We start from the raw sequence: 19,499 nt of genomic DNA, 5'->3' as shown, positions 1-19,499 counted from the left end.
TATAAAATTGAATGGAATTTTGGTATACTAACCTTGAGATATTTGGAAAACACATGTGCCGCATTTGTTTATTTGAATATCTCTTTTTTATAGGACTACCCTCCTTTCTGTATCAGCCTTCCATCTGATTTCAGTATAAACAATGAATGAACTACCGACAAATAAACCAATTTCCTGCAAAGTGGAAATTTTTTTATTATATTTATTTTAATGAATTGATTAAAATAGATTTAGAAACAGGGGATCATATGAAAATCAATAAGAAAAAAATGCTTATTAATTATCTTAAAGATCACAGCAATCAGTATGTCAGTTCTCAAGAGCTTACTGATTTTTTACATGTATCCTCAAGACAGCTGCGCAATTATATTACCGATATTAATAACGGTCTTAGTGATCTTTTAATCTTATCAGCCAAACAGGGTTATAAGCTAAACAATGAAAGTGAAAATTTCCCGGCGCTTTTAAAACGCAGTCTGACGGATGAAGAATCACCTGACCGCCGTAAGGAAATCATCCTTCAGAAGCTGATCAGCTCCACAAAAGGTTATGATATCTTCGATCTTGCCGATGAGTGCTTTGTCAGTGTCCCAACCATTGAAGCTGATTTGAAAACGGTTCGCTGTACATTAAATCAATTTGATCTTCAGCTTAAAAGAGAGAAGAATATACTGTTTTGTCATGGCAAAGAAATCAATAAGCGCAATCTGATGAGTACACTGCTTTTCCATGCTGATGAAGCCTTCATTCTAAACAATCAGCTTCAGATCTTATCCCATGATTATCTATTAGGTAATTTCCGTCAGAAATTAAAGGATATCTTCACCGAGAATGACATCTTCGCCAACGATTATGCTTTAAACAATACCGCATTGCATCTGATTATCACGATTGATCGTATCCGCAGCGGCTGTGAAATCAATGAACCATGCAGCAGTCAAATTTTCAAAGGAACGAAGCCATGGAATGCCGCCATGCAGATAGCCGGTTTTATTCATTCAGAGTATCAGATAGAAATTAATGAATCAGAAATTGTCAATCTGACATTGATAATTTCAAACAACACATCAATTACTGATTATTCATTAATCAATCCAAGCAATATACAGAATTACATTGAAGAAGAATACATCCATATTACTAAACGTATCATTCATAAGGTAATTAACACTTATCATTTATTTGAATTTGATGATGAATTCTTTGTTAAGTTTACACTGCACATTAAGAATCTATTTTTAAGAATAAAGAATAATTATACAGCGAAGAATCCGCTGACCCAGAAAATTAAAACCGATTTTCCGCTGATCTATGATATTGCCGTTTACATTGCCCAAATATTAAACAAAGATTATTCAGTATTAATCGATGAAGATGAAATTGCCTTTATCGCCTTTCACATTGGCAGTTATCTTGAAAACTCAAACAAAAATCAGAATAAAATATCCTGTATCTTCATTTATACCGATTATTACAGTATGCATCAAAAAGCTGTCGAAACAATTATTAAAAATTTTGAAAATGAATTGAATATGAAAGCGGCGATTCCATTAGATCAATATGATTCAGCGCTGATGCATGCTGATTTAATTATCAGTACCAATACACTGCCTGATGTTGACGCGGATAGCTTTATTCATCTGTCCCCTTTTGTCAGTCAAAAGGAGTTAAAGCAAATAAAAAACAGTATTACCCTGATCCGTAATCAAAAGAAAAATGAGCGGCTGCGCAAAGAGCTGATTCAGTTATTTTCTAAGGATCTATTTTATAAAAATATCAATGCGAAATCCCGCGAGACAGTGATTCAGCTATTAGCGAATGAGGCTTATCAAAAGGGCTATGCCATGGCTTCTTTTCTTGATGATGTACTTAACAGAGAACGTTTATCAAGTACCGCATTTAATGATGTGGCAGTCCCGCATTCATTAGAAAATAATGTAAATCAAAGTTTCATTTCCATTTGTATATTTGATAAACCTATTCTATGGAATACTAATTATGTCTCCGTCGTTGCCTTGCTTGGACTGCATGAAGACAGTAAGGAATTATTTGCGGAAATCTTTGATTATTTTATTGAAATCATCAGTAATCCTAAGAATATAAGTATCCTGATCACAGTTGAAAATTATGAGGACTTTATTGAACGAATGACAGATATGATTAATGAATTATCTGACCATTAAAAAAGCAGGCTGACTAATCCAGGCTGCTTTGTTCATTGTTTAATTCTGATTCAGGATTTAACTGCTCCTTTTTTAATAATAAATGCTTTAATTTTTCATTCATTTCACCTAACACATAGATTATGACTGAAAATAAAAACGGACTTGCGCATTGTTCATAATAATATGAAATGACATCCCGCATGTTTTCACTGATAACAAAGCTTTGTTCAGTAACTAATGACGAGATATAAGTCATTGTGCCATAGAGCCGATAAATGGTAAAGAGTAATAGAAGTATGGATAAGCCATACATAAAGATTGTAATTCCTGATAATTTTCCTTTGTTCATATGTTCTCCTTCATCTGATTGGCCTATTATATCATTTTCAGCGTGTCAGAATGTGATGAACAAATGAAAGATTATAAGTAAAAATAAGGATACAGCTGTAAGTAACTGTATCCTAATGTTTCTTATTTATTTAAAATATATTCTGCAGCTTTTTCACCAGAAATTCTGCCAAATACAACAGATGAACTGTAAGCACCGGTAGTTGCGGTAACTTCACCAGCTGCATACAAGCCTTCAACCGGAGTGTCATCATTATTTAATACCTGGGCATTTTCATTTGCAACAACGCCGCCCTTTGTCATATGAATTGCTGATTCAACCTGTACACCATAATATGGGCCAGTTTCACTGAATGCTTCAGTAAATGGTTTTTCTCTGAATGGGTCAGCAGCTTCACCGCTTACGCCTTTGTTATAGGCATCTTTAGCAGCTACAAGATTTTCTGCAGGAATTCCCAGTTTTTCAGCTAATTCTTCTAACGTATCTGCTTTCACATGATAGCCTAAATTATTATGCTTCTCTAAGCGATATGAAGTATCATATAATCTTTGATCATAAATATAATAAGCTTTACCATCAGGCTGAGCAAGGATAGTGTGAGCCATTTCCAAGCCTGATTTGCTTTCATCAATGAAGCGATTGCCATCTTTATTAACAAGCATGAAACCATCACCAGCACCTGTCAGGTCACGGCGATTGGCAATGATCATCTTAAAGATACTTAAAGTATCCATGTTATCCATTTTCAGATCATATTTTTCAAATACCGGTACAAAATCACCTGTAGCTCCCATCTGATTAGAAGTATTTACATCTTCTGAACCAGGTGCATATTTAGCTAATAATTCTTTATTGAATGAGAAACCGCCAGTTGAAACGATAACTGCTTCAGCCATAATATCATAGCTTTCATTCTGATTATTAGTGACCTTTACACCGACAGCCTTGCCGTCTTCCATGATTAAGTCATAACCCTTAGTACCAGTGCGGATATCTACATTCAGTTCTTTAGCGCGTTTTTCTAAGCCTTCCTGAATATGTTCACCCGCGTAAGCATCAGCCTCTGCCATGTGGTTTGTGCCACCATTGCTTTGGTTTAATTCAATGCCCATGCCACGCAGCCAAGCATCCAGTGTATACTCGCCTTCAGCCCATGCTTCAATACGTTCAGGTGAATCCGTTGATGTTTTCTTATCTTCTATAAATTGTTCCTTTGTATATTCAATACCTGCTTTTTTCTGTGCCTCTGAATTAATCAGGTCAAAGAAGTTCATATCAAATTTACCGTTACCACTCAGGATATCCAGTTTTTCAATCAGAATGACATTTTCCAAGCCAGCTTCTTTCGCAGAGATTGCCGCAGATAAACCAGCCGGACCGCCGCCGACAATAACTAGCTGAGTTTGAACTGCTTCTAATTCTTTAGCTGGTTTCTCTTCACCCTTTGTAGTGAAAGTGATTTCACCAAAATCAACACCGCCCTGCTTAGCAGCTTCTGCTACTGCAGCCTTAACCGCATAAGATGAGAAGGTTGCTGCACTGACACTGTCTACAATTGGTGATTGTGCTTCTAAAATGCGTTCTTTGATAACTGGTAATGCACGGCTGAATACCGGTGATGATTCCTTATGTTCAATAACACGGATATCCTTGATTTCACTGCCAAGCATATCAACTTCAACCGTAAGCTCTCCGCCATAGCCGCTGCCTTTACCTGTGTAGGTGGCTAATTCTTGTTCTGTTTTGCCCCCATCGGTCGGTTCGTTTTTTGTTGTGCAGCCAGTCAATACCATGGCTCCAACACACAATAAACAAATCAATTTTTTCATACTATTTTCTCCTTGCAGCAGTTGTCATGTCTTTATTTGGACAGCTACAACTGTTCCTCAAAAACTGTCCAAGACAACAATTCATTTATAAAACATAATATTATACAGACATTACCCTTTGTCTTAAATACTGAAATGAATTGTCCATAACATTATATGATAATCAATTCATAAAATCAATCCTATATGAACAAATAAATACAACATTTTTTTGTGCTTATAGATTAATCACACATTTGTATAATTTGCCGCTTATCACCTTGCAGCTCATTTGGCTTTTCTATTCAGCTAAACAAAATAAAAAAGCTGACTAGCAGCTTCCTATAAATCGATTAAAGGCCTCAACACCTTGTTTATCTTCTTTAAATACACCAGCATCCTGAAGTACCCGCTTGAATACTTGGCCTACCGCATTTTGAATGATAGCTTCAACATTTTCCTCATTGATATCAGCTTCATTTTCTAATATCTGCTTTACAAATTCACTGTGTTTCTGCAAAGCCTCTTCTTTTAATTCAGAATCACGGCGCAGCAGATAAGGCTTCAATGCATTCATCTCATCCTTTAAACGTGCCGGCAGCACAGCTAATCCCATGACTTCTATCAAGCCGATATTTTCCTTTTTAATATTGTGAACATCGGCATGCGGATGGAAAATACCTAATGGATGTTCCTCTGAGGTACGATTATTGCGCAGTACCAAGTCCAGTTCATAATAATTTTTATTAAATCTGGCAATCGGAGTAATCGTATTATGCGGCTCACCATTTGTTTCCGCAAGTATATCTGCACTTTCATCACTATAACCGCGCCATACTTCAAGTATATGGTTCGCACATTCTATAATTTTTTCTTTATTGCGTGTTTTTAGACGCAATACCGATAAAGGCCATTTCAAACGGCTGATAACCACATCTTCATAACCAGCCAGCGTATAATTCTCCAACACTTCCGCAGTCTCCATCGCAAACTGATAACGGCCGCCCTGATAATGATCATGACTTAAGATTGAACCGCCGACTATTGGCAGATCAGCATTGCTGCCGACAAAATAATGCGGCAGTACCTCAATGAATCCCAGCAGATTCTCAAAGGTTTTCTTGCGGATTGACATCGGTGTATGATTAGCATTTAATACAATGCAGTGTTCATTATAATAAGTATAAGGAGAATACTGAAGGAACCAATTTTCACCAGAAAAGCTCATTGGTATTAAACGATGTGTATTTCTTGCCGGATGGTTCATATTACCATAAAAGCCTTCATTTTCACGGCATAATAAACATTTAGGATAAGCCGTAGACTTAACCAGCTTAGCCTTCGCAATTTCCTTAGGATCTTTTTCCGGCTTACTGAGATTGATTGTAATATCCAAATTACCATATTCAGTGGCTGTTTTCCAGCATATATTCTTATCTGTGCGATCCTTGCGGATATAATTACTGGCAATACTTAATTGATAAAAATAATCCGTTGCCTGCTTTGGACTGTTCTCATAATAATTATTATAAGTCTGAATCACTTCACTTGGCCGCGGCATCAGACAGTTCATTATTTTAGTATCAAGCAAGTCACGCTCAGTAACCGTATTCTCTATCAATCCACGGGATACGGCATCATCAAGCAAGCTCTCCAAAATCGGTGTTGCGGTAGGCAGTGCTTCTTCAATAGCTACATATTCAAATTCACTTAGACCCAGAACCCCTAATAATTGATTAGCGGCATATACTTTATCTTCTTCATGAATCAAACCTTGCTGAAGCGCAAAATTCAAGAGTCGATTAATTTCATTATTCATCAGGTTACCCCCTTTGTACTTTCTTATTTTAGCACAACTGACAGCCGCCTAACAGATAGAAATTTCATTTTGCGTGATCTGTCTGATTAATGTTTTGATAATTGGCAGCATATAGCGTTCTTTGTTATAAACTAAATAGATACTTCGCTGTTTAACTTCATCTAATTCTTTAAAGTACAAACTGCCTGTTTGGATTTCATTTAGAATCGTTATTTTAGGCAATACAGCGATGCCTAATCCCTTCTTTACTAAGGTTTTAATTACCTCACTGCTGTTTACTTCAATAATTTTATATGGCTCAAAGCCGCTGGATTTCAGCCATGATCTAGTAAATTCATAGGTACTGGATTGCTGGTCATGCATGAAAAAACATTGTGCATTAATCTGCTTCAAACATTCCTGACTGCCTGCCAATACCATCAGATCCTGACGCAGCGCAATTGACTGCAGATGCTCATTGTCAGGTTCATGGTTCATGGAAACAAAGCCTAAATCAATTTCTAGCTGTTCTAGCATTGTTAAGATAGTTGCAGCCGGATGAATTGACACACTTAATGGATTCTGCGGATATTCATGAACTAATTCACCGATGATTTCTGATAAATAATATTTACCTGGGATCAAGGAAGCCCCGATTTTCAAAGGCCGGCTTTTGAAATTATAGCTTTCCAGTACATTTCTTGCATCTTGGGATAGCCTTATGATTCGTTTTGCATAATGAAGTAATATTTCACCATTCTCACTCAATATGATTTTACCGCTGGCATGGATAAATAATTTCATACCATATTCTTTTTCCATATTTTTCATATGAAAAGAAATCGTCGGCTGAGTCAGTTTGAGTATTCTGGCTGTCTCTGTAATATTTTTTGTTTCATTGATAGAAATTAATATTTCAGCTTGTTTCTCATTCATTAATTTTCTCCCGCTTATTGATTTTTTCTTTCAGTATAGTTTAATCAATTGAATAATTCATGAATTATCTGTTAATATTCTGTAAATTTCAAGCATTAACAGCATTATAGATTTTATCTATGGATTTGAATAATGAATTAATTTTTTATTAACAATCTTTTAACGAACCATTAACAGAAAGAAAAAGACTCAGTATTATAATGCTTTTGTAATGGAGGAACACTCATGGAAATCAGAATCAGTAATCTATCTAAAAGCTTTGGCAGTAAACAGGTGCTGAAGAATTTGTCACTTACGATCAAGGATCAGCAGTTCACAACTATTCTCGGTCCTTCCGGATGCGGTAAAACCACCTTGCTGAGAATTCTTGCCGGACTTGAGAAGCCTGATGCCGGTGAAATTTATTTCGATGAACAGTGTGTATATTCTTCAATCCGCAAGCTTTGGGTACCAGCTGAAAAAAGGCATTTGGGATTTGTCTTTCAGGATTTTGCATTATGGCCGCATATGAGTGTTTTTGAGAATGTTGCCTTCGGTTTAAGAGCACAGCATAAGACGCAAAACCTTTCTGAAGATGTTTTATCAGCTTTAAAAACCGTGCAGCTGGAAGGCTATGAGCAACGTTATCCACATGAATTATCCGGCGGTCAGCAACAGCGTGTAGCCTTTGCAAGAGCGATGGTTATCAATCCTGACTGCATTCTTTTTGATGAACCGCTGAGTGCTTTAGATGCTCTGTTACGCGAAAGCATGCGGTTTGAAATCCGCAGAATTGTCAGTGAGCGTAAGATAACATCAATTTTTGTAACTCATGATCAGTTGGAAGCCATGAGTATGAGCGATGAAATTATTGTTATGAATGACGGTGAAATTGCACAGCAGGATACACCGGAAAATCTTTACAATCATCCTCAGAATCACTTTGTTGCCAATTTCATTGGGAAATCAAACTGGCTTAGTAATACGGACATGATACGGCCTGAAAAACTGAGTATTGATGCGGGGGGAAGGCTTGAAATGAAGGTTGCTGCCTGTCAGTTCATGGGCAGCAGTTATGAGGTTCTGCTTGAACATGGTGATCAGCCTTGGATCTTACTGTCTGATTATAAAATGAACATTAATGAGATGATTCGGCTGAACTTAAATGAAAATGCTATTATTCAACTTAGAGGAGAAGAACAATGAAAAAAATCACACGAATTGCAGCTGCCTTTTTAATGGCAGCAAGCTTAACTGCCTGCAGTAAGCCAAATGAAGAAACGGCATTGCAAGATCCGATCAATCAGCAGGAAGAGCCACAAAAATTAGAGGGAAAAGTTGTTGTGTACTGTCCTAGTCCAGCTGGCATGGCAGATAAGATTGCGGAAGCCTTTACCGCTAAAACGGGTGTTGATGTTGAAATGTTTCAGGGTACAACCGGCGAAATTTTGGCTCGTTTAGAAGCTGAACAAGCAAATCCGATTGCTGATGTAGTAATCATGGCTTCATGGGCTGACGGCTTAAGCATGAAAAAAGATGATTTGCTGCTTAGTTACACACCTGCAAATGCTGATAAAATGGTTCAGAATTGGATTGATGAGGATGCGATGCTTTATGGAACCAGCGCCTCTGCAGTTGGGGTAATTTATAATACTACTATTGTTTCTGAATTAAATGCAGATTGGCATGAATTAGCTCAAAACTCTGAATATAAAAATGAATTAGCAATTCCTGATCCAGTAAAATCAGGCTCGGTAAAAGATTTCTTATCTGGTTATGTTTATAAATATGGTGATGAAGCATGGCAGAACCTTGAGGGTATGGCTGATAACGGCATGATGATTCCAGGTGCAAATAAAGCTGCTTTAGAAGCCGTAACAACCGGTGAGAAAGGCATCTTAGTTGCTGGGGTAGATTATAATGCATATAGCTCTATGGCTAAAGGTGAACCATTAAACATTTATTATCCAGCAAGCGGTACAGTCATCAATCCCCGTCCGGCGATGATTCTTAAATCAAGTAAAAATGTAGACAATGCGAAAGCTTTTATGGATTTCCTGTTATCTGATGAAGGTCAGCAATTGGTAGTAGATGCTTATCTGCTGCCAGGCCGAGAAGATATCACTACGGATAAACGGACAAATGTTTCAGAAATACCGGTATTTGATCTTGACTGGGAATGGATGATGGACAACTCTGAGGATATCGCCCAGCAATTAATTGATCTCTGCAGTAAGTAATGAAAAGCTTTATCAGAGAATCTAAGCTGCAGCTTTTGCTGCTGATAGCTTTGACTATTCTCATTCTTTGTCCTTTATTGATGATTTTTACCAAAGCGGTCTTTGTCAATGGCCGCTTTGACTTTACCTATGCATTTGAAATCATCTTTAAAAATGAGAATATTCAAACTGTCTTCAACTCACTTTCACTGGCTTTCTGGGTTGTCATTGTTTCATCTTTGATTTCCCTGCCGCTGGCTTTTTTACTTTCTAAAACAGATCTTGGACAGCATCATTGGCTGGATCTAATACTAATGATTCCCTTTATGACACCTCCTTATATCAGTTCAATGGGCTGGATTTTATTTATGCAGAAAAATGGTTTGCTTCAGCAGCTTCTGCCTTCCCTTTCATGGCTGACTGACGCATTTTTCAGTTTCGGCGGTTTAGTGTTGGTTATGAGCCTGCATGTTTTCCCATTTATGCTGTCATTATTAAAAAATGCCATGCTGAATGTACCGGCATCTTTAGATGAAGCAGCGGCTCTCTTTGGCTTAGGCTTTATGGATCGAATTCGTAAGGTTCTGCTGCCCTTAGTTTCCGGCAATTTCGCGATTGGTGCGCTGCTTGTTTTTGTAAAAACGCTCTCTGAATATGGAACACCCGCTACCTTGGGTCAGCGAATCGGGTTCACTGTGTTTACTACTGATATCCACCGTTATTCAACAACCTCTCCAATTGATTTTGGACGTTCCGCCTCGCTTTCTGTAATCTTAATTCTGATTTGTCTGCTGCTATGGCGTTCACAGAATAAGATAACAGAAAAGAAAACATACCGGCTCGTTTCTGGCAAGGGCAGCCGAACGGCTATGATAACTCTTAAAGGTAAACAAAAAATCAGCGCATGGCTGTTTATTGGTTTTATTTTATTACTGGCACTTGGCATTCCTTATTTTTCAGTAATTTCCACATCATTAATTAAATTGCGTGGTTATGGTTTAGCCTTAGATAATTTTACTTTCAGTCATTATCTCTCCTTGTTTACCGAGAATACAAAAGCCGTGAAAGCAATTCAGACAACCTTTATGCTTGCATTTAGTTCAGCAATGATTGCATCATTGTTTGGCACTGCCGCGGTTTTAATCATCAGGAAAAAGAATCGCTTAAGCAAAGTTTTAGAAGCTGTCAGCCTGCTGCCTGAAATGCTGCCCAGCATTGTCTTAGTCATCGGCATTATGTTATTTTATAATCAGATTTATACTTGGCTGCCCATTTATAATACTTTGGGAATGATGATCATCGCTTATGTAATTCTCTATCTGCCTTATACGATTCAATATGTTACTTCAGCAATGACACAAATCAGCGATTCACTGATGCAGGCTGGCAAAACCTTTGGCGGATCACCGCTGATGATTTTTAAAAGAATCACATTGCCTTTAATTTTTAAGGGAATCCTCAGCGGCTGGATCATGACCTTTATTATTTCACTGCGTGAATTAGTGGCAGCCAGCATGATAGCACCGCCTAGTGTTTTGACAATTTCAACCTTTATTGTTCGTGAATTTGAGCAGGGATCAGTATCCAGCGGTATGGCTATGGCAGTGTTATGTGTGCTATTGACAACTATATCACTGCTGATTCTGAAAATCTTTGAAAGGAAGACAAAATGATAAGGTTATCGGTTGCTGGTGGTATCGGTGAACATGGACGCAATTGTTTCTTAATCAGACAGTCACCGTTTACCTATATTCTTGACTGCGGACTTTCACAAGATACGTTTGATCCTTACCCCCATCTTGATTCAACAGAAATAAATCAAGCTGACTTTTTGATTATCAGCCATTGTCACAGTGATCATGCCGGTGCTTTTCTATGGCTGAGACAGCAAGGTTTTCAAAAACCTTTGCTATGTACACGGGCTACATATGAATTGTTACATCTTGATTATGATAATACGATATTTATTGATGAGACTTTTCCAAGGATGAAAACATCTCTTTGTTTTCCAGGTCTTGAAATAAAATGGGGACGCAGCGGACATTGTATCGGTTCTATTTGGCTGACATTAGCAACTTCACAATCAAAATTGCTTTATTCAGGCGATTATTATCCTGACTCTCAATTATACTACTGTGATAGTATTGATCAGACAGATGCTGATCTGGCTATTATTGACTGTGCTTATGCAACACAAACATTTACAGCGGCGGATTGGCTGTATCAGTTCAACAACCTGCTTGAAAGATCCAATCATAATCTGCTGATGCCGGTGCCTAAAAATGGCCGTGGTCTTGAGTTAGCTGCTTTAATACTTAATCAAAAACCCGATTTAAAATTAATCCTTGATGAATCATTATTTAAACAATACACTCAGCTTGAACAAAATAAGCTGTGGCTGAAGCCTTATAACCTCAAATCTTCAGATGGCATTCGATCAGTACATCTGATCAGCGACCCGCAGATTCAGCTAGATAAAAGCCGTCAATTGGCTGAATGGTATTAAAAAAACGGTACAATCATTTTAAGCGGCACTTGTTATAAAGACAGTTATGCTGAACAAATCAGCCGCCAGCAGCATGTTCATACGCTCATATATCCAATACACCCTAATCTGACTATGGTTAAAGAATTAATCAAACATAATTATTTTAAGAAAGTTGTGCTGTTTCACAGTCAGGAAATTATTGAAATTTAAACAAGTCAATGCTCAATCATTGACTTTCTTTATTTCAAGAATAAAGCAGCTGACATATAATCAGCTGCTAATAATTTTAATCATATTTTGATCTTACTACCTTCATAAAATTTTCAACTAATGTCAAATCCACATGTTCTCCTTTCTTGAAACCACGGCCAACAATAACAGCATCAGCATATTCCAAATAATTAAGAACATTTTCGCATTTAACTCCAGCACCAATTATAATAGGGAAATCTCCTACTGCTTCACGCATAGCCTTTACTTCATCAATAGTGACCCGTTGATTGAAATCATTTTCAGTAATAATTACTGCTGCTGAATCATGATTTTTAGCATTTTGTGCCGCTTCATTAATCGGTATATTTGGCATACCATAAGTCTCTGCCGTATGTACATCGGTAAATAACAATGTATTTGAAGGATAATCCTTCATTATTTTAGCAATTGGTGTTGAACACGCTTCAAGATAACCAAAAGAACCTGCACGATTATCTACGAATGCCTCCAATCTTATAAAATCAGCACCTACAGCATAAGCCATAGCCCATTCCTGACGATATGCATTCATTTCGATATTGATGCCAAACGGAAGATTACAGAAAGCTTTAATTTTTGTTGCAATATTAAGCATTAGAGAATAAGCTTCTAACGGAATTTCCGTACTGTACTGCGGCCAATCACTGAAATTTTCTAATGCAATTGCATCGACACCTCCCTTAATTAAAGTTTTAGCATCTTCAATAGCTCTTAACTCAATCTCATCCTTATTATTCTGATATGCTGCATTACCAGGCAATGGCAATAAATGTACCATTCCAATAATCATTTTCTTTTTAAAAAATTCATTACGCATTTTACTATCCTCCTAGTTTTATTAATCACATAACTTTCCGCCATCAACAACGAGATTCGCACCATTGATATAGCTTGCTGCATCACTGCTTAAAAAATAAACAGCTTCTGCAATCTCGATTGGGTCCGCTGGCCTATTAATTGGACCAATATTAACTGTCTCTGACAATCCCAGCTGCTTATAATTGATTAATGTTTTTTTCATCATATCTGTATCTACCCAACCAGGTGATACAGAATTAGCCCGAATACCACAGCTGCCATATTCATTTGCTATATTTTTAGTCATACCGATTACAGCCCATTTACTTGAACCATATGCAATTTCATAAGTGTAGCCTCTCAACCCTGAGACAGAACCAAAATTAACGATAACTCCTGCTCGCTGATCAATCATAATTGGCAATACATTCTGCATCATTAGAAATGTACCAAATACATTTACATCATATATTTTTTTGAAATTGGAAATTGATGTATCAATTGCTTTTGCATATTCACCACATATACCTGCCGCATTAATTAAAACATCAATGCGCTGATATTGCTGAAAAATGTGTCTAAGAATATTTTTAACATCATTTTCATCAGTTATATCCAAAGGATAATAAGCTGCACGATTCAATTTAAAATCCATTGCCTTCATCACATTCTCAAGCTTTTCCTTATTGATGTCTAACAGGATAATATAATAATTCTGATCATAGAACTTTTTAGCTATTTGCGAGCCTATTCCTCCTGAGGCACCTGTGATAATACAATATTTTTCACTCATAATTGACAGCCTCATTTTTATCCATCAGTTTGAGCTTAGACATTAAATTCTTTACTCTCAAAAAATCAATTGGATTTAGAACTTTTCCCTCTTTTTTAAAACTGCTGCCTATGATTGCTCCATCTGCTTCACTCATAAAAGTTTGAATTGTATTTTCATTTACGCCGCTACCAATTAAAACAGGAACTGAACCAGCTAAACGTTTCATTGCCTTTACATCATCTAAGTCTGGACTTTTACCAGTAGTTATACCTGTACAGATCAATGCATCTGCACCGCCTTCAATTATTGACTCTACAGTAAAGTCTAAAGGTTGATCTACTATTGGAAATGTATGCTTAACATGGACATCAGCAAGTAATGCGATCTCCTTTGGAAACCTTCCTTTTAAACGCATTAACTGCGGACCACAGGCATTACATACACCATTAGGTCCCATACGGTTTTCTGCAAACACTTCAACTCTTATAAAATCAAAATCACCACTATATGCAATTGCCCATTCAGCTTCAAAATCATTGAATTGTACATTTATACCCATTGGTAATTTACATTGTTCCCGCAATTTGACAGCAATAGCTGAAAAAGCAATTGTAGTTAATAATTCATTTTGTGTTGGATAAGGAATATCGCCGAAATTTTCAATAAGCACAGCATTAGCACCACCTTGAATTAAAGCATTTAAATCTTCACAAGCTGCTTCATAGATATTTTTCATATCCCCCATATAAAGCGGAGAGCCAGGCAGCGGTTTTAAATGAATCATGCCAATAATTGGCTTTTCATTACCAAACACTTTATGATATACACTCATAATTGATCAACACCTTCTTTCTGAATCATTCATCAGGCACTTACTTCCAATATATTATCCTCGAAAGTGATAGCACGAACTTCTTTACCACCTACTGTTGCTGGCTCATAAAGTATTTCATAACCTGAAGCCTTAAATTTAGTGATTACCTCATTCAGCTTCTCTAAACTATCTACTTTCAAACAAATATGAATTAATCCTGCCTGATTTCGATCTTTTTTTATATCTACAATCTCTGGTTTATTCATTAACTCTAATTTAGGTCCTTCATCGAATTTTAAAATATAGGATTTAAATCCATTGTCCTCTTCATAAATATCATGTATTTGAGCATCGAAAGTGGTCATAAAGAATTCCTTTGCTCCCTCTAAATCATTTACATACATACCCACGTTACTGATTTTCATATCACTAGCTCCTAACTGTATTAATTTTTTTACTTATGCTATCAGACCAAGAATTCCCAAAACAAAACCTAAACCCATGGTCGCAAATGTAATTGTCGAACTTTTAACACCTTTTTTAGCTGCAAAATATACTCCAAGTGTCAGCAGCAAAGGCATAAGGTTGGGTACAATTGCGTCGAATACACCAGTCTGCAGATTAAATATTTCCACTTCATTTTGGACCATGACAATATTCCAATTGAATGAAACATAATTACAGATTAATGCACCTGCTACCGCGCAGCCAAGAATACCAGCTATTTCTATAACCTTATTAAACAAACCGCTCTCCATGAGCCTTAAAACAGTTTCACCACCGCTTTTATAACCAATAAACAGCATCCAATAACCAACACCATAAAATATAGATAAGAAAATTATTGTATATGCGATTGGTGCCCAAACAGCCCCCTGTGTTGCTAGATTTATAAAGATAACAGCTAATACAGGAATTAATACTACCTGTGATAATGTATCTCCTATACCTGCACATGGTCCCATTAAACCTGATTTTAATGAAACAAAAGCTTCATCAGGAATATCTGCTCCTAATTTCTTTTGTTCCTCCATCGATGTACATATACCAAGAATCATGCCGCCGAAATCATGATCTGTGTTAAAAAACATTGAATGACGTTTCATAGCTGCTATCAAACCAGCCTTATCATCCTTATAAATTTTATTTAATACTGGTACCATTGCAGTACAGAAACCGATCCCCTGCATACGTTCATAGTTATAGCAAGACTCATTATAATATTGCCAACGCAGCCAAGCATGAACTAACTCTTTCTTATTAATAATTTTATATGTATTTTCATTAGTATCGCTCACCTCTTTAAAAGCAGCAAAATCTGTGGCTGTAAAGCCTACTACCACGATTGCAACGATACCAAAAATAAGTGATACAGCAATTGTATTTAAGCCTAAAAAGCTAGTTGCTAAAAAGCCTAAGAACAGAAACCACTTTGCTCTGCCTTCAAAAATTGTCAACAACATCAGTCCTATACCAACAGCAGGTAATAAACCACCCATAACACTTAAAGCATCAAGCACTGGTCCGCTTAATGATTCAGAAATAGAAACTACTGCACTTGAACCAAAATATAGAATCACGTAGATTGCAACAAATCGAATAATCCATTTAATTGCATAAGGAATATATACATTGACAAACATTAAATGATTAGATTTACCCTCACTGATCCATTTATCAGCTAATGTTACAAAAAAGCATTGTCCAGTCATCGTAAGAACATTCAAAACTGAACCAAACAAACCTAAAGGAACAGCTAACGCCAAGGCAGCATTGATATCCAAGCCGCCAATTAATGCAAAGGAAGTTCCAAGTATACCAGCCATTCCTGAATCAGCAGGCAGTGAACCACCCGCAGAAATAATTCCTAAATACATAATATTAATCGTTGCGCCAATGATTGTACCCTGTACTGGATTTCCCAAAATCATACCAATAATAAGACCGGATACCATTGGACGATTAATAGTTGCCCATGTTCCCATTGAACCAAAAGGCCATGCAGTTTCAGCTAAACAATAATATAGAGCAATCAAACAAATCTGTATAATACTTACTTCCATACTAATCTCCTTTCTAATCTATCGATTATAGAAGCCCCTTAATATTTTCTTTTGAATCGGCAGGTATCATTTGACAATAAATAGACACCCCGCAATTAATAATTTCTCTCATATCCTGAATTTCTTCAGGACTTGCTGAAATATTTCTGCTGAACATCTTTCTTCCTTCTGCTCCGCCCATATTACCTAATATAATTTCATGTAATATAACACCCTCTTTAATAATCTGAAGCAATGGTTTCGGTACCTTTGTAATAATAAAAATTTTTTCACCAGGTTCAGATGCTTCCTTCAAATATACGGCTGCATCAGTATGTGTCATTACATAAACTTTTAACTCTTTAGGTGCGGCTGCCAGTAAAACACGTTTTAAGAAAGTGTTAGAAGCTGAGGCATCATCAATAATCAGCACTACATTAGCACTGCTTACTTTCAGCCATGATGTCATTACCTGACCATGAATTAATCTTTCATCAATTCGTGTTAATACAATATTCCTCATTTATAAACCTCCTTTCTTTTAAATTATCATTTCTATTTGCGCCCCTTAGAAATGAAATTTCCTAATTAATTACAATTCCAATGCTTTTCTCACATTAATGATTGAAGCAGGACCTTTATGCTCTATTAACTCGCACATTTCTTTTAAAGACAGGCTATTACTGTTAGCAATAACTTCCATTAGAATTGCTAAATTAACACCGCTAAAACATTCAATACAAGAATAATCATCACTTAATTCATTAAGTACACACGCTGTCATATTAAATGGTGAGCCACCATAAATATCCAGGAAAATTAATAATCCGTCTTTTGTATATTGCTTTTTTATTAGTGAAGCGATGCTATTTTTAAGTGAATCAATAGCTTCATTTGGATACAAACCTATCGTAAAAATATTTTCTACATCATTGCCGAAAAACATTCTCAAAGTTTCTTTAAATGCTTCAGCCAATGGTCCATGTGTAATAATTACATACTTAACCATGCATACGCCAACCTTTCTACTCATTAATCGAGATTACTTCATGTTTATCTGATATAGTTATATCATCGTTTCTTCATAGCAAATTCCAACCATTTGCAGTAAGCTTACTGCATCTTCTGCAATTCATCTAATACAATTCTAAATTCATTACTATTTCTGGCTTTTATCATCTTTTTAACTAAATTTTCATCACTAATTAAATTTGACAGATAATACCATAGCTGTAATGCTCTTGCATTATTCTTTTCAATACAAACCAAAAGGATCATTCTGACATTATGATTATCTTGCCATACAATTGGTTTCTTTAAGATAGCTAAAGCAATAAAAGTATCATTGCTGATCATTTGCTCAGGATGAGGTATAGCAACAAAATTTCCATAATAAGTTCCCCCAATTTCTTCCCTTCTCATTACCTGTTCATTTAAATTCTTCAATGCATATTTTCTTTCCGCTTTTAGGCATAATAATTGGATGATTTCTGTTTTATCTTCTGCATTGCCAAAATACATCAATTCATCATCGAAATAATTTTTTAACTGACTAACATCATTGATACCATTCAAAGCAAGCTCAATACGTAAATAATCTTTTTCATCAAGGAAGTAATTGATATGAATTGCTTGTATAGTATCGTTTACTACTTGCTCTTCAGTAGTAAAAATAACATCATAATCTGTTAAATTAATATCAGAAAATCGATAGGAAGGCGTAATTGATAAATCCTGAATCTGTTGGCGAAAACGACGGTAAATCTGTTGAGTTAATAGCAATGTTTCACTTTTGCGATTCGGGCAAATTAATAACACACGCTTTGGTTCTGCCATTTTCTTATCTTGTTCCATACACAAATTAATATGAATTGCCAAATAAGCAGTTTCATCATCAAGTGCTTTATACCCATATGATTCATAGATTCCCATCATGATGCTTGCAGCGATATCATAAGCAAGCGGATAGTTCTGCTTTACATTTAAAGTAATTGAATTTGTCAACTGCATGTGATACTGCATCCTTTTAAGCATAGGAGCTATATGTAAAGCTAAAGCGATTCTAAAATTCAAATCACATGTGAAATCTAGATTATATTCGTGATTTATTTTTATTAGTTCTTCTAAAATAAAATCATTCAGTTCCTGAGATATTACATCATCTTCATCATAATTTTTTTTACCTAGTAGATTAATTGACAATAAGTAAATTTCAGATTTTTTAAGTGGAAAACCAAATTTTTTAGATAGTCGTGTCAATATATCCAGTGCTATCAAATATTCTGTTCCATCCTCTTTTATCTCTTCTATTTCTTCATCATTTACAAAACTTCCTTGAATCATCCGTTGTACTGAAAGTTCAACATGAATAATCAAACTTTGAAAAATTACATCTGATACTATATACCTATGTGAATTTAAGACTTCTTCTACGATGATTGTAATTTCTTTATTGAAATTTTGTTGTGTTATTTGATTCATTGATTGAAACTGGATATTTTCCTTCAGGATTAGAATTCGCTTATTAAGTTCGCTGCCTCTTATTTGTAATCCTGAATGTGAATTATAGAATAGCTCAAGATGATATTCCTTTAGTAATTGTTTAACATTCTTTAGATCAGCTGATAGTGCTGATTTAGATATATATAATTCATTCTGCAGTTGTGTCTGTGTAAGAAAACTCTTTTTTGTTGTGAATAAGCGCATAATTATATAGTGATTTCTTGATAATGGATCATCAAAATGAAATTTTTGATAGTAATTGTTAAATAAATTATTCATATAAATTTGAAATTTTTCTTTATTTATTATCTGTAAACAATACCCTTTAGAACTTATTGCTTTTATTGTTGCATAATGATTGTCTAATTCAGTTTTTAAATATGATATATCCTGATAAATTGTTCTTAAACTCACATGAAAATAATCAGCAAGCTCATCAGCAGTCTGATATCCATCATCTTTTTCACTAAGCTTCATTAACAATTCAATTTGACGTTTAGTAATCATAAAATACTCCTTTCTAAGGTCATCCTAATCATAATCTATTATAAGATGATGGGTTTCAGGTAATTTT

At 35.7% G+C, this 19,499-nt stretch carries 17 protein-coding genes; 5 read left to right on the top strand and 12 right to left on the bottom strand.

Annotated features, from left to right (window positions below; translation table 11 throughout):
* Positions 1–248 precede the first annotated feature (248 nt).
* Positions 249–2,183 carry a BglG family transcription antiterminator gene (locus DWZ33_RS13530; protein WP_182425720.1) on the top strand — a complete coding sequence of 645 codons (1,935 nt, stop codon included), beginning with the start codon at positions 249–251 and terminating at the stop codon, positions 2,181–2,183.
* Between the two features lie 13 nt (positions 2,184–2,196).
* On the opposite strand, the gene DWZ33_RS13525 is transcribed toward DWZ33_RS13530, so the two are convergent.
* The 4 genes from DWZ33_RS13525 to DWZ33_RS13510 form a co-directional block, all read right to left on the bottom strand.
* Positions 2,197–2,514 carry a hypothetical protein gene (locus DWZ33_RS13525; protein WP_118455229.1) on the bottom strand — a complete coding sequence of 106 codons (318 nt, stop codon included), beginning with the start codon at positions 2,512–2,514 and terminating at the stop codon, positions 2,197–2,199.
* Between the two features lie 122 nt (positions 2,515–2,636).
* Positions 2,637–4,343, bottom strand: a complete 1,707-nt coding sequence (locus DWZ33_RS13520; protein ID WP_118455227.1) for an FAD-binding protein — start codon at positions 4,341–4,343, stop codon at positions 2,637–2,639.
* A 310-nt stretch (positions 4,344–4,653) separates the two neighbouring features.
* The gene (gene galT, locus DWZ33_RS13515; RefSeq protein WP_118455225.1) at positions 4,654–6,141 is read right to left on the bottom strand and encodes a UDP-glucose--hexose-1-phosphate uridylyltransferase; all 1,488 of its coding nucleotides are present in this window, start codon (positions 6,139–6,141) and stop codon (positions 4,654–4,656) included.
* Between the two features lie 48 nt (positions 6,142–6,189).
* Positions 6,190–7,056 carry a LysR family transcriptional regulator gene (locus DWZ33_RS13510; protein ID WP_022939366.1) on the bottom strand — a complete coding sequence of 289 codons (867 nt, stop codon included), beginning with the start codon at positions 7,054–7,056 and terminating at the stop codon, positions 6,190–6,192.
* Between the two features lie 225 nt (positions 7,057–7,281).
* On the opposite strand from DWZ33_RS13510, the gene DWZ33_RS13505 reads away from it, so the two are divergent.
* From DWZ33_RS13505 to DWZ33_RS13490, 4 genes are read left to right on the top strand one after another with little or no spacing between them, the layout of a single operon-like run.
* Positions 7,282–8,241, top strand: coding sequence for an ABC transporter ATP-binding protein (locus tag DWZ33_RS13505; RefSeq protein WP_022939367.1), 960 nt, complete (start codon positions 7,282–7,284; stop codon positions 8,239–8,241).
* On the top strand, positions 8,238–9,275 hold the full coding sequence (locus tag DWZ33_RS13500; protein ID WP_118455223.1) for an ABC transporter substrate-binding protein: 1,038 nt from the start codon (positions 8,238–8,240) through the stop codon (positions 9,273–9,275). Before DWZ33_RS13505 ends, DWZ33_RS13500 begins: the two co-directional genes overlap by 4 nt.
* The gene (locus DWZ33_RS13495) at positions 9,275–10,927 is read left to right on the top strand and encodes an ABC transporter permease (protein ID WP_118455221.1); all 1,653 of its coding nucleotides are present in this window, start codon (positions 9,275–9,277) and stop codon (positions 10,925–10,927) included. The genes DWZ33_RS13500 and DWZ33_RS13495 overlap by 1 nt, the downstream gene beginning before the upstream one ends.
* Positions 10,924–11,760, top strand: a complete 837-nt coding sequence (locus DWZ33_RS13490) for an MBL fold metallo-hydrolase (RefSeq protein WP_118455220.1) — start codon at positions 10,924–10,926, stop codon at positions 11,758–11,760. Before DWZ33_RS13495 ends, DWZ33_RS13490 begins: the two co-directional genes overlap by 4 nt.
* Positions 11,761–12,028: 268 nt before the next feature.
* On the opposite strand, the gene DWZ33_RS13485 is transcribed toward DWZ33_RS13490, so the two are convergent.
* The 8 genes from DWZ33_RS13485 to DWZ33_RS13450 all read right to left on the bottom strand — a co-directional run bounded on the left by DWZ33_RS13485 (position 12,029) and on the right by DWZ33_RS13450 (position 19,432).
* Positions 12,029–12,811 (bottom strand): BtpA/SgcQ family protein, encoded by a 783-nt coding sequence (locus tag DWZ33_RS13485; protein WP_118455218.1) that lies wholly within the window; start codon positions 12,809–12,811, stop codon positions 12,029–12,031.
* 21 nt (positions 12,812–12,832) lie between these two features.
* A complete protein-coding gene (locus DWZ33_RS13480; RefSeq protein ID WP_118455216.1) occupies positions 12,833–13,585 on the bottom strand; it encodes an SDR family NAD(P)-dependent oxidoreductase in 753 nt (250 codons plus the stop codon).
* On the bottom strand, positions 13,578–14,399 hold the full coding sequence (locus tag DWZ33_RS13475) for a BtpA family protein (RefSeq protein WP_022939373.1): 822 nt from the start codon (positions 14,397–14,399) through the stop codon (positions 13,578–13,580). Before DWZ33_RS13475 ends, DWZ33_RS13480 begins: the two co-directional genes overlap by 8 nt.
* A 32-nt stretch (positions 14,400–14,431) precedes the next feature.
* Positions 14,432–14,806, bottom strand: coding sequence for a VOC family protein (locus tag DWZ33_RS13470; RefSeq protein WP_022939374.1), 375 nt, complete (start codon positions 14,804–14,806; stop codon positions 14,432–14,434).
* A gap of 33 nt (positions 14,807–14,839) precedes the next feature.
* The gene (locus tag DWZ33_RS13465) at positions 14,840–16,444 is read right to left on the bottom strand and encodes a PTS system mannose/fructose/sorbose family transporter subunit IID (RefSeq protein ID WP_118455214.1); all 1,605 of its coding nucleotides are present in this window, start codon (positions 16,442–16,444) and stop codon (positions 14,840–14,842) included.
* Positions 16,445–16,469: 25 nt separating this feature from the next.
* Positions 16,470–16,946, bottom strand: coding sequence for a PTS sugar transporter subunit IIB (locus DWZ33_RS13460; RefSeq protein WP_118455212.1), 477 nt, complete (start codon positions 16,944–16,946; stop codon positions 16,470–16,472).
* A gap of 69 nt (positions 16,947–17,015) precedes the next feature.
* Positions 17,016–17,432, bottom strand: coding sequence for a PTS sugar transporter subunit IIA (locus DWZ33_RS13455; protein ID WP_022939377.1), 417 nt, complete (start codon positions 17,430–17,432; stop codon positions 17,016–17,018).
* Positions 17,433–17,536: 104 nt separating this feature from the next.
* Positions 17,537–19,432, bottom strand: a complete 1,896-nt coding sequence (locus tag DWZ33_RS13450) for a BglG family transcription antiterminator (protein ID WP_118455208.1) — start codon at positions 19,430–19,432, stop codon at positions 17,537–17,539.
* Between the last annotated feature and the right edge of the window lie 67 nt (positions 19,433–19,499).

This window comes from Dielma fastidiosa (genome assembly GCF_003475485.1).
Taxonomy (GTDB): Bacteria; Bacillota_I; Bacilli_A; order Erysipelotrichales; family Erysipelotrichaceae; genus Dielma; species Dielma fastidiosa.
This window is presented reverse-complemented; position numbering and strand designations above follow the sequence as displayed.